The following is a 10,790-nucleotide window of genomic DNA, read 5'->3' as shown; positions in this document are numbered from 1 at the left end:
CCAGGACCCCTTTTCCCATCCGGGCCATCCAGGTGGATGGGGGCAGCGAGTTCATGGCCGAGTTTGAGGAGGCCTGCTGTGCTCTGGGGATTGCCTTGTTTGTGCTGCCGCCGAGGAGTCCTAAACTCAATGGTCACGTGGAGCGGGTGCAACGGACCTTTAGGGAGGAGCTCTATCCCCGGCCTCTGCCCCCCCGGCTCAGCGAGCTACAGGCAGAGCTGGATGCCTACCTGGACCACTACAACCGCCGAAGGCCTCACATGGCCCTGGGGGGTCTTGCTCCCTTGGAGTATTTAGCTATGATGCAGGAGGAGTCGGTTCCCCAGTCTCACATGTGTTGACCGATTACAAAGCCAAAATGAACCAGGTGTGATAGGATAAACAGCCGTGACTGCTGTGGCTGGAGGCCGCTGGGTTGCCGAGGTGTATGGCTGCAACCTGGAGGTACTGGAAAACCCCAAACTGGTCGAGCTGGCCCTGAAGGACGCCGTTATCAAGCTAGGGGCTCCTTCGGGAAGCATCCAAGCTACCGTCTACAAGTTCTACCCCCAGGGGCTGTCGGCCGCAGTACTCTCGCCGGTAGCCGCAGTGATGATGCACACCTGGCCAGAAGACGATGGCTCGGCTACCCTTGACCTGTACTTCTACAAAGCCGATGTAGACCCCGAAGCAGTGCTACGCGGGCTAGCCCGGGCTTTTGGTGCCCGAGAAGAATCGGCCTTTCGCCTCTGGCGGGGTGGTGCACACCCGATCAAACGGCGGCCCCCTCGAGCCCAGCCGTAAGGCCAAAAAGCCCCTGGGTTCTTTGCTGTGGAGGATTTATGGCGTACGGAATGTACTACCTCGAGCCGGTAACCCCTTACGAGGCCATCTACCGCCGCATGGAGCAGGTGCTAGCGGCAGGCAAAACCCCCTACCAGGACTACTACATCTTTCAAACACCCGCCTTTGGCAAGGTGCTGGTGTTGGACAAGGATGTGCAATCCACCGAGCGAGACGAGTACATCTATCACGAAACCCTGGTGCATCCGGCTTTGCTGGCCCACCCTCAGCCGCGGTCGGTCTTCATTGTGGGGGGAGGTGAGGGCGCCACCCTGCGCGAGGTGCTGCGGCATCCCACAGTGGAAAAGGCGGTGATGTGCGACATCGACGGCGAGCTGGTGGAGATGGCCCGCCGGCTCTTGCCCGAATGGCATCAGGGGGCTTTCGAGGACCCCAGGGCCACGGTAGTCATCGAGGATGCCCGGGCCTGGCTCGAGCAACACCCTGAGACCTACGACGTCATCATCGTGGACCTCAACGACCCGGTAGGCGAGGATAACCCCGCCCGGATGCTCTTCACCGTGGAGTTTTACCAGCTCATCAAGCACCGCCTCAACCCCGGCGGGCTATTGTCCATGCAGGCGGGCATGATTCTGTTGACCCATCACCGAATGCACCCAGTGGTTCATCGCACCGTCAGCCAGGTTTTCAAACACACCCGTAGCTACCACAACTACATTCCGGGCTTTATGTTGAACTTCGGCTTTATCGTAGCCTCCGACGCGGTGGACATCACCGGGCTGAGCGAAGGGGTGCTCGAGGCCCGCATTCAGGAGCGCAGCCTCCCTCTAAGGCACCTGGACGCCCATTTTATCGAGGCTATGTTTGTACTACCCAAGGACCTCAAGGAGGCCATCGCCACCGAAACCATGGTCTCTCGTGACGCCAACCCCTTCTGGCTTACCGAGGATGGCAAGGCCATGCAAACCAAGGCCTGATTTGTCCATTTTTCATGGCCGTGCTATAGAATCCAAACCATGCAAAGAACCCTTTTTCTCATCGTTGCTGCCCTAGCCGTGGTGGTCGCTCTTCTGCTCTTCCTGGTGCTCAGGCCTAAGCCCACCGCTACCCCCGCGGATGCTGCAGCGGGTGCCAAGTTTGTCATTGGCAACCCCGAGGCCAAGGTAACCGTAGTCGACTTCTCCAACTACCTCTGTGGGCACTGCCGCGACCACGCCAACGAGGTCTTTCCCCTCATCAAGCGCGACTACATCGATACCGGTAAAATCCGCTACATCTTCCGCGACTTCCCCTTTGGCGGCCAGGAAAACGTCATCCGGGCGGGTGAGGCCGCGGCTTGCGCAGCGGAGCAGAATCTATATGTGGAATACCACCTGGCGTTGTTCCGCGCCCAACTGCAATGGGCCGGCCTCAGCGGAAGCGCCTTGGACAGCTACTTTGCCGACCTAGCCGGCCAGATTGGCATCGCTCCGGCCACCTTTACGGAGTGCCTCCGCTCCGGGCGCAAGCGCGTGGGGGTGCTCGCCGATCAGAAGCTGGCCAGCGACTTGGGTCTCACCGGCACGCCCAGCTTCTTCATCAACGGGGAAAAGTACACCGGACAGCGTCCGTACGCTAGCTGGCGCGAGATTCTGGACAAGGCCCTTGCTGGCGAAACCCCTGCGGACACCGGGGGGTCCAGCAGCCCAGCCAAGCCCTAAGGCCCTACCCCAGCGGCACGGCCAAAGAAGGCCGTGCCGCTTCCTCGATCCGTGGAGGGGTGAAGTCAGGCTCGAAAAGGGCTCTTCAGCCGGTAGCGCAGCAGCTCGAGGTACATCCGCAATCGCATGGCCAGCCCTCTCCACAATCCCCGCTTCTGCTCCTTCATGACCTGGCCTGCCCCCAGCAGCTCCACGTAGGCCCAGCGGGCCCGGCTTTTGGCCAGGTGGTCGGTGATGGCCGGCTCAGGCCAGCGGCCCGCGGTTAGGTTGGGCACGCTCTTGAGCCAACGGGTGGTACAGGCCCGCTGCCCAGACAGGTGCGGGGTGGCACGGTTGCCAAAATCGGTCATCAGGCCGCCCGAGCGGAAAACCCCGATGGCCATGTCTAGCTGTCCGCTACGCACCGGGGCCAGGAGGGCCTCGAGGTGTTCTGCCTTGAGGCCCACCAGGTCGGCATCCAGTAGGAGCAGATAGGGTGTTTGTACTTGGGCTAACCCCGCCGCTAGGGCCTGGCTCTTGCCTTGGTTCTGACTGAGCCGCAGTACCTGGGCTCCGGCCTGGGCTGCCGCCTGGGCGGTGGCATCGCTCGAGCCATCGTCCACCACCAACACCGGCAGGCCGGCCTGCCGCGCCACCTCCACCACCCGCCCGATGCGGGCCGCTTCGTTGTAGGCTGGGATGAGCACAGTGGTGTCCGATAGGCGCATATTACCCACCAACCAGATTACGAATGTCGTTGATGGTCACCAGCATGATCAAAAGGATGAGAAAAACAAAGCCCCCATAGGCTAGGCGGGCCTCGAGCTCGGGGCGGATTCGCCCTCCGGTAAGGGTGTTGAGCAGCAACACCAAAATACGACCCCCGTCCAGCCCCGGTATGGGCAGCAGGTTAAAGACCGCCAGGGAAAGGTTGATGGCCGCCAACAGGCTGGCCAAAGACACCAGGCCCTGCTGGGCCGCTTGCCCTGTAATGCCCACGATCCCAACCGGCCCGGCCACCCCCTGGGCCTGCTGGCCTAGCAAAATGCGGGCTATGCTGCCGACAAACTCCTGCACAAAGCGGGGCACCACCACAATCGTCTCTCCCACGGCTCGAGCGAAACCCTGGAAGAAGTTAAGGCGGGTATAGCCCACCACCTCGGGCCGGTAGACAATGCCTAGCCGCTCTTGTTGTCCATCCCAATAAAAGCGCAGGATGACGGTTTCCTCGCCGCGCAGCACCTCGAAGGTCTTCTCCCCTACCCCCTGGCGGAAGCGGGTCACCTGGTCGAAGGAGGCGAGCCGCTCCCCGTTCAGGCTGAGAATGCGGTCGCCTACCTGAAAACCGGCTTTCTCGGCCAGGCTACCGGGCACGACCTCGGTCACCTCGGCCCGGGTCTGGGGGATGCCCTGCACGGCAGCCAGAGTAGCCAGCACACCCCAGGCCAGCAGCAGGTTCATCACCACCCCCGCCACCAAAATAAAAAACTTACCCAGGCTGCTAATCCGGGCGTAGCCGTGGGTGTCCCCTGGCATCATGCCTTCAATCTCGGCATAGCCCCCAAGCGGAATGGCATTGAGCCGCCAGGTGGTTCCCCAGCGTTCAAACTTCAGCAAGGTAGGGCCAAACCCTACTCCGAAGTTCTTGACCCCTACCCCCTGCACGCGGGCGGCCAGGTAGTGGCCTAGTTCATGGACAAAGATGCTAAGGGAGATAATCAAAAGAAACCACAACAGGCTCATCGTTTGCTCCCAAGGGTAGGGCTCACCATCGGGCCCTCGCTTTCAGGGCAGCCTGGGCCCAGCGGCGGGCCTCGAGGTCGGCCTGGTAGATATTCTCCCAGCTTAGCGGGGCCTTGGGGGTTTGCTGCAACACCTTTTCCAGTATACGGGTAATCTCCAGGTAGCCGATCTGCCCCTTGAGAAAGGCCTCCACCGCCACCTCGTCAGCCGCGTTGAGCACTGCTGGGGCCAGCCCCCCCATCCGCCCGGCCTGGTAGGCCAAAGCCAGAGCTGGAAAGCGCCCAAGGTCGGGAGGGAAGAACTCCAAGCGCTCGGGAATGGGGGCATCACGGAGGGGGGTGGGGGGGCGCTCAGGGTAGGTCAGGGCGTACTGGATGGCCAAACGCATGTCGGTAGGGCCCAGCTGGGCCTTGAGGTTGCCGTCTTGGAAGCGCACCATAGAGTGGACATAGGCCTGAGGATGCACCAGCACCTTAACCTGATCGATGAGCAGACGGAAAAGCTGGACGGCTTCAAGCACCTCGAGGCCCTTGTTGAACAGGGTAGAGGAATCGATGGTCACCTTGGGCCCCATCTTCCAGCGAGGATGTTTCAGGGCCATTTCCGGTGTAACCCTGCTCAAGTCGGCAGGCTCCCACAGAAACGGCCCCCCAGAGGCGGTTAGGATCAGCTCGGCCACCGCCTGGAAAGGCTCGCCCACCAGGCTTTGGAAAAGGGCCGAGTGCTCAGAGTCCACCGGGATGATCTCGGCGCCGCTTTGCTGGGCTTCCTGCCACAGCAAGGGCCCCGCGGCCACCATGCTCTCCTTGTTGGCTAGGGCCAGCCGCCGCCCCTGTTGCACCGCCGCCCGAACCCCCGGCAGACCGGCCAGGCCAGGAATGGCCCCCACCACCACATCGGCTGGCCAGGCTGCGACCTCGGTCATTTCGGCCAGGCGCAAGCCAGGAAAGCGTTGGCGCAACTCGGCGGCAATTGCGGCATCGGCCGCCACCACCTCGGGTCTCCACTCGCTAATCTGCTCTGCCAGCAACTCGAGGTTACGACCTGCGGCCAGCCCCACCACCCGGTAGCCCCGCCAGCGGCACACCTCTAAGGTCTGGGTGCCAATCGAGCCGGTGGAGCCAAGAACCACAACACGCTTGGAGGTATGCTTCATCCTCTCGTCAGTGTACCTTGGACACGGGCGTTGGAGATGGGCCTATATGAAGATGGTCAGCAAATAGTACGTAAGGGGTACAGTAAATAGGTGGGAGTCCATCCGGTCTAGAAGTCCCCCGTGGCCGGGGAGGAAATGGCCCGAGTCCTTAACCCCACAGTAGCGCTTGAGCATCGACTCGGTCAGATCGCCGAGCTGGGCCGCGAAGGAGAGCACCAGGTTGAAGGCAAAAAGCTCGATGGGGCGGAATAAAGCAAAGGGGCTCTCTGGGTAGGCTGAGCGCACCACGGTAGTAAACAGGAATAGGAGCAACAAGCTGACGGCAATCCCCCCGATAGCCCCTTCCACGGTCTTGCCCGGGCTAATCGTAGGGGCCAGCTTGCGCCGGCCAAAGTAGCGACCTACAAAATAACCGCCAATATCGTTGGAAAAACTGCTCAAGAGGGGCAGAACCAGAATCCAGGTGCCTATATCGCTATTGGGTGAGTGGCGCAAAAGCAGGAAAAACCCCAGGGTCCAGGGCAGGTAGAGGAAGGCCATCAGGCTGTAGGCAAAGCGCTGGATGTTGGCCCCAGCGACCAGCTCTGCACTAAAAGCCCCGATCAAAACCAGCCCCAGGGCAATTTCACGCCAGGGCACGCCAGGGTAAGCATCCTGGAGTTGGGGCAGGCTAAACAGCAGCATGACCAACCCTCCCCCGATGAGGAAGGCCATGTTAAGCTCAACACCCTTGTTGCGCAGCATGTGGCGCAGCTCGAGGGAGCCCAGCACCAAGATAAAAACCAAAGCAGCGAATAAAAAAATACGGCCCTCGAGGATGACCAAAAACAAGACCAGTAGTGCAACCAGCGAAGAGAATACGCGGGAAGCCAGAGAGGAGTCGGAAGGGGTAGGGCGCTGCACGGTAAAAGCATATTAGCAAAGGATAAAAACCTCTCCCCTGAGGAGAGGGGTTCGGGATTTTGCTACTAGGGTAAAAACGACCAGCCGTTACGGTATTTGAGCAACAGGGCTTTTTCCACCAGCGCTTTGGTGAAATCCCCCAGGACATTGGGCAGCATTAGCTGGAACTGGCGCGGAGGAAAGAGGTGGTTTCCTAGAATGATCACTTCCTTGTTCCCGGCATCCATCACACAGACCGCGGGCATGCTTCCAAAGGATTTGCAGTGTAGGTTCTGCGTATTGCCCCGCAAAATCTCCCGGATGTTGCTGGCTGCTACTTTAGCCATCTCGTCGGTGGGAAAACCAGTTTTGGGTACCCCAAAGGGCACCTCACCTTTGAAAGGATTGGGCACCTTAGCGGCCAGGCCCACCGCGAAAACATTGGGATAACGGGTGCTCTGGTAGCCGTCGGAAACCTCCACAAAACCCTTTTCATCTACCAGTTCGGGCGTGCTTTTCATCACCTCTGCACCCTCAAAGGGAGGCACCAGCATGGTGAAGCGCGAGGGCAACACCTCGCCGCTGGAGAGTACCACCCCCTCGGGGCGTACCTCGGTAATGGCGGCATTGACCCGGTACTCAATGCCCTGCATCTTGAGGAAGGCTTTGAGCATGGCCTCTCCTCCCCGCATACCGCCAATGCCAAAGTGGCCCAGCGCTGGCTCTGGGGTAACCCAGGTAATCGATACCTGTTTGCGCTTGCCTGCTTTGCGCAGTTGGTGGTCGAAGTTGAACAGGTACTCGTAGCCAGCCCCCATGCAGCTAGCCCCTGGAACCGCACCGATCACCACCGGGCCGGGGTTTTCCAGAAACTTCTTATAAGCTTCATAGGTTCTCTCGGCATCGGTTGGGGTGAAAATCGAGTGGGAGTATCCCTTAGGCCCTAGCCCAGGTACCGCCTCCCAGACTAGCCTGGCCCCGGTGGCCACGACCAAAAAGTCGTAGTTGAGGGTGGTGCCGTCGGCTAGCTCTACCTGGTTCTGGTCGGGTTTGACCCGGGTGGCCTCGCCGTGAATGAACTCGATACCTCCGCGGCGGAAGGTCTGCTCCGCGTCGAAGGTGATGTCCGAAACCTTGCGCCGGCCAAAAGGCACCCAGATTAGTGAGGGAATGTAGACGAAAGTCTTCTGCCTCGAGACCACCACGATGCGGGCCTCCTTACCCACCTTCCGCTTAAGCTCGAAGGCACTGGTCATGCCGCCAAAGTTTCCGCCAAGTATCAGGATGGTTTTCATAGCCTTCTCCCTGGTTTTCAAGGTACTACTACCCCAAGGGGGTATACAGGGCCAATCGTCCCGTACATCTAGGGGCAAAGCCCAGGCGCGGCAAAAAGCGCCCTGTCAGCGGTGGGTGTACCTCAAACCCTGGCCGGGGTTGTACACTATGTGCTTGGCGACCCCTGGGGTCGAACTCGAGGTGTGTTGTGGCAGAAATTTTGGAACGCGAAGGCTACAAGGTGAAAATCAAGGTGGAGGTTCCGGCCAGTCAGGTCGAGCAAACCTATCAGTCCATCCTGCAGGGGTACGCCCAGCGGGTAAAGCTACCGGGTTTTCGCCCCGGCAAAGCCCCGGCCAAAGTGATAGAGGCCCGCATCGGCAAGGAGTCCCTGCTGGAAGAGGTGAAGGAGGCCCTGCGCGACCAAACCTTCCCCCAGGCCGCCCGTGAGCTGTCCTTGCTGCCGGTGGGCGCGCGGGTGCTGGAGGAAAGCCTAACCTTTGGCCAGCCCTTCGTCTACACGGTGGAAATCGAAAACTACCCCGAGGTCAAACTGCCCCACTGGCAGAGCTTTCAGCTCGAGGTCGAAAGCCCAGAGGTGAGCGAAGAGGTGGTCAACCGTGCCTTAGATGAACTGCGCACCCGCTACGGCGAGATGGTGGCGGTAGAGCGCGAGGTACAGGAAAAAGACCACGTCTTCATCGAAACCGAAGACGGCGGGCGCTTCCCGGTGATTATGGAGAACGCCCAACCCCATGTGCGGGAGGTTCTGCTGGGCAAGAAAGCCGGCGATGAGGTGCTGGTACCGGTCAAGGATGGCGAAAAGGTCGTACGGGAGGTGAAAACCAAAATCCTCGAGGTCAAGGCGCTGCAATTGCCCGAACTCGACGACGAGTTTGCCAAAACCGCAGGGGAAGAGAACCTCGAGGCCCTGGTGCAGAAGGTGCGCCAGAGCCTAGAGGCCCAGTTTGCCCACGAGACCCAAAAGCGCAAGGCTGAGCATCTGCTAGACAAGCTGGCCGAGGCCCTCGAGGTGGAAATCCCCCCCAGCATGTTGCAGCGGGAACAGGAAAGCCTCTTGCAAAACCTGGCCCAGGACTTCGCCGAACGCAACCTCGACCTCAACGCCTACATCGCCTCGCTGGAAAAAGAGGGCAAGCTCGAGGAGTTCAAGCAAAATCTACAGGAGAACGCCCAAAAGCGCCTGCGTCGCTCGCTGGCGGTGGAGGCCCTGGCAGAGGAACTCAAAACCGAGCTGAGCCAGGAGGAGTTTGAGGCTTTCTTGGCAGAAATGGCCCGCGCCTACCGCACCACCCCAGCCCGGCTGGTAAGTGAGCTGGGGCCCGAGGCCATCGCCCGCCTGCGCATCCAGCGCCTACACGACAAGGCCCTGCTGGAAGCAGTAGCTAGGCTCGAGGGCTAGCCTATGTGCACCAAGCCCCCCTCGGCTTCCTAGCCCGGCATAAAATAAGGTCTATATGGTAGTTCCTTACGTTATCGAACAGACCGCCCGCGGTGAACGGGTCTACGACATCTACAGCCGCTTGCTCAAAGACCGCATCATCTTCCTGGGCACGCCCATCGACGCCCAGGTAGCCAACACCGTGGTGGCCCAGATTCTTTTCCTGGCCGCGCAAAACCCCAACCAGGAAATCCGCATGTACATCAACTCGCCCGGGGGGGACGTGGACGCCGGGCTGGCTATCTACGACACCATGCAATTCGTTTCGGCCCCGGTCTCGACCATCTGCGTGGGGCTGGCCGCCTCCATGGGGGCAGTGTTGCTGGCCGCTGGGGCTCCAGGCCGGCGCTATGCCCTGCCCCACTCCAAGGTCATGATCCACCAGCCTTGGGCCCGGGGGCTGGGGGGGCAGGCCACCGATATTGCCATCCAGGCTGAGCAGATTCTCAAAACCCGCAAGGTGCTCAACAGCATCCTTGCCCGGCACACCAACCAGCCTCTGGAAAAGGTAGAACGCGACACCGAGCGCGACTACTATCTCAGCGCCGAAGAAGCCAAGGCCTACGGTCTGGTCGACCAGGTGGTGAGCCGTGAAACGCAGTAAGCCTTCCTGTAGCTTCTGTGGGCGCAAACACCCCGAGGTGGCCCAGCTGGTAGAGTCGACCCTGGGCGAGGTCTACATCTGCAATGAGTGCGTGGAGCGAGCCCAGGAGCTCTTGGCCTCCGAGTCGCGGCCTGGCTTTGCTGGCCCCCGCCACCTACCCAAGCCCAGTGAAATCAAAAGCTTCCTCGACCAGTACGTAATTGGGCAAGAGCTGCCCAAGAAAATCCTGTCGGTAGCAGTCTACAACCACTACAAGCGCCTAATGCACCCCGAGGCCGAGGTACAGAAGTCCAACGTACTGCTCATCGGCCCTACTGGGACAGGTAAGACCCTCTTGGCCGAGACCCTGGCCCGCCTGCTGGACGTGCCCTTTGCCATCGCCGACGCCACCACCCTGACCGAGGCCGGTTATGTAGGCGAGGACGTAGAGAACGTGCTGCTACGGCTTTTGCAAGCAGCCGACTTCGACGTGCAGGCGGCGGAAAAAGGCATTGTCTATATTGACGAGATCGACAAAATCGCCCGAAAGTCGGAGAATCCCAGCCTGACCCGGGATGTCTCCGGCGAGGGGGTGCAGCAGGCCCTCTTGAAAATCATCGAGGGTACCACCGCCAATGTGCCCCCTCAGGGCGGACGCAAACACCCCCACCAGGAGTTCATCCAGGTCAACACCCGCAACATCCTGTTTATTCTGGGCGGGGCTTTCGAGGGCCTCGAGCGCATCGTCCAAGCACGGGTAGACCAAAACCCCATCGGCTTCACCCGGCCCAAGAAAAGCGAGGAGAAGCCAGAGCCCATCCCTGAAGACCTGGTGCGCTTCGGTCTGATTCCCGAGTTTGTGGGCCGGGTACCGGTCATCGTGCCCCTCGAGCCTCTCGATGAGGAAGCCCTGGTGCGCATCCTGACCGAGCCAAAGAATGCCCTGGTTCGGCAGTACCAGGAGCTGTTGCGCATGGAGGGCATTGAGTTGCGCTTCACCCCCGCAGCGCTGCGGGAGATCGCCCGCCGGGCCTTAAAACGCGGCACGGGGGCCCGGGGGCTGCGCGCTGTGGTGGAAAAAGCCATGGTGGAGCTGATGTTCGAGCTACCCGGCTCGGGGGTCAAGGAGCTACTCTTTGACCTACCCCACCTGGACAAACCCCTAAAGGCCCTGGAAGAGGCCCGCCTGCGCCAGGCTTCCTAGCGTATCTGCCCTACTTTTCTCTC

11 protein-coding genes and 1 pseudogene are annotated in these 10,790 nt (G+C 60.7%); 7 read left to right on the top strand and 5 right to left on the bottom strand.

Translation table 11 applies throughout. The annotated features are described in order from the left end of the window. The 4 genes and pseudogenes from G552_RS0107830 to G552_RS0107815 all read left to right on the top strand — a co-directional run. Nucleotides 1-373, top strand: a pseudogene (locus G552_RS0107830) (integrase core domain-containing protein); the annotation flags it as partial. Nucleotides 374-387: 14 nt separating this feature from the next. Beyond that, nucleotides 388-783 carry an S-adenosylmethionine decarboxylase gene (speD, locus tag G552_RS0107825; RefSeq protein ID WP_027882537.1) on the top strand — a complete coding sequence of 132 codons (396 nt, stop codon included), beginning with the start codon at nt 388-390 and terminating at the stop codon, nt 781-783. A gap of 38 nt (nt 784-821) precedes the next feature. Continuing rightward, complete coding sequence (gene speE, locus G552_RS0107820) at nt 822-1,760, top strand: polyamine aminopropyltransferase (RefSeq protein WP_027882536.1); 939 nt, start codon at nt 822-824, stop codon at nt 1,758-1,760. A 39-nt stretch (nt 1,761-1,799) separates the two neighbouring features. Further along, nucleotides 1,800-2,483: a DsbA family protein gene (locus G552_RS0107815; RefSeq protein WP_027882535.1), complete on the top strand. Its 684-nt coding sequence runs from the start codon at nt 1,800-1,802 to the stop codon at nt 2,481-2,483. Between the two features lie 65 nt (nt 2,484-2,548). On the opposite strand, the gene G552_RS0107810 is transcribed toward G552_RS0107815, so the two are convergent. The 5 genes from G552_RS0107810 to G552_RS0107790 form a co-directional block, all read right to left on the bottom strand. Continuing rightward, complete coding sequence (locus tag G552_RS0107810; RefSeq protein WP_027882534.1) at nt 2,549-3,190, bottom strand: glycosyltransferase family 2 protein; 642 nt, start codon at nt 3,188-3,190, stop codon at nt 2,549-2,551. Between the two features lies 1 nt (nt 3,191). Continuing rightward, nucleotides 3,192-4,205 (bottom strand): M50 family metallopeptidase, encoded by a 1,014-nt coding sequence (locus G552_RS0107805; RefSeq protein ID WP_027882533.1) that lies wholly within the window; start codon nt 4,203-4,205, stop codon nt 3,192-3,194. 22 nt (nt 4,206-4,227) lie between these two features. Further along, complete coding sequence (gene dxr, locus G552_RS0107800) at nt 4,228-5,361, bottom strand: 1-deoxy-D-xylulose-5-phosphate reductoisomerase (protein WP_027882532.1); 1,134 nt, start codon at nt 5,359-5,361, stop codon at nt 4,228-4,230. Between the two features lie 42 nt (nt 5,362-5,403). Continuing rightward, nucleotides 5,404-6,264 (bottom strand): phosphatidate cytidylyltransferase, encoded by an 861-nt coding sequence (locus G552_RS0107795; RefSeq protein WP_156890697.1) that lies wholly within the window; start codon nt 6,262-6,264, stop codon nt 5,404-5,406. Between the two features lie 65 nt (nt 6,265-6,329). Beyond that, the gene (locus G552_RS0107790; RefSeq protein ID WP_027882530.1) at nt 6,330-7,538 is read right to left on the bottom strand and encodes an NAD(P)/FAD-dependent oxidoreductase; all 1,209 of its coding nucleotides are present in this window, start codon (nt 7,536-7,538) and stop codon (nt 6,330-6,332) included. 188 nt (nt 7,539-7,726) lie between these two features. Between G552_RS0107790 and tig the strand changes: the two genes are divergently transcribed. From tig to clpX, 3 genes are read left to right on the top strand one after another with little or no spacing between them, the layout of a single operon-like run. Beyond that, nucleotides 7,727-8,941: a trigger factor gene (gene tig, locus G552_RS0107785; RefSeq protein WP_027882529.1), complete on the top strand. Its 1,215-nt coding sequence runs from the start codon at nt 7,727-7,729 to the stop codon at nt 8,939-8,941. Nucleotides 8,942-8,996: 55 nt separating this feature from the next. Beyond that, nucleotides 8,997-9,584, top strand: a complete 588-nt coding sequence (locus G552_RS0107780) for an ATP-dependent Clp protease proteolytic subunit (protein ID WP_027882528.1) — start codon at nt 8,997-8,999, stop codon at nt 9,582-9,584. Further along, the gene (clpX, locus tag G552_RS0107775; RefSeq protein ID WP_027882527.1) at nt 9,571-10,767 is read left to right on the top strand and encodes an ATP-dependent Clp protease ATP-binding subunit ClpX; all 1,197 of its coding nucleotides are present in this window, start codon (nt 9,571-9,573) and stop codon (nt 10,765-10,767) included. Before G552_RS0107780 ends, clpX begins: the two co-directional genes overlap by 14 nt. Nucleotides 10,768-10,790 lie beyond the last annotated feature (23 nt).

It is taken from the genome of Meiothermus rufus DSM 22234 (assembly GCF_000423425.1).
Taxonomy (GTDB): Bacteria; Deinococcota; Deinococci; order Deinococcales; family Thermaceae; genus Meiothermus; species Meiothermus rufus.
This window is presented reverse-complemented; position numbering and strand designations above follow the sequence as displayed.

What these genes read in the sequence shown, in the direction of transcription:
- speE (WP_027882536.1), top strand. Translation starts at nt 822, where the DNA reads ATGGCGTACGGAATGTACTACCTCGAGCCGGTAACCCCTTACGAGGCC.
- G552_RS0107815 (WP_027882535.1), top strand. Translation starts at nt 1,800, where the DNA reads ATGCAAAGAACCCTTTTTCTCATCGTTGCTGCCCTAGCCGTGGTGGTC.
- G552_RS0107810 (WP_027882534.1), bottom strand. Translation starts at nt 3,190, where the DNA reads ATGCGCCTATCGGACACCACTGTGCTCATCCCAGCCTACAACGAAGCG.
- G552_RS0107805 (WP_027882533.1), bottom strand. Translation starts at nt 4,205, where the DNA reads ATGAGCCTGTTGTGGTTTCTTTTGATTATCTCCCTTAGCATCTTTGTC.
- dxr (WP_027882532.1), bottom strand. Translation starts at nt 5,361, where the DNA reads ATGAAGCATACCTCCAAGCGTGTTGTGGTTCTTGGCTCCACCGGCTCG.
- G552_RS0107790 (WP_027882530.1), bottom strand. Translation starts at nt 7,538, where the DNA reads ATGAAAACCATCCTGATACTTGGCGGAAACTTTGGCGGCATGACCAGT.
- G552_RS0107780 (WP_027882528.1), top strand. Translation starts at nt 8,997, where the DNA reads ATGGTAGTTCCTTACGTTATCGAACAGACCGCCCGCGGTGAACGGGTC.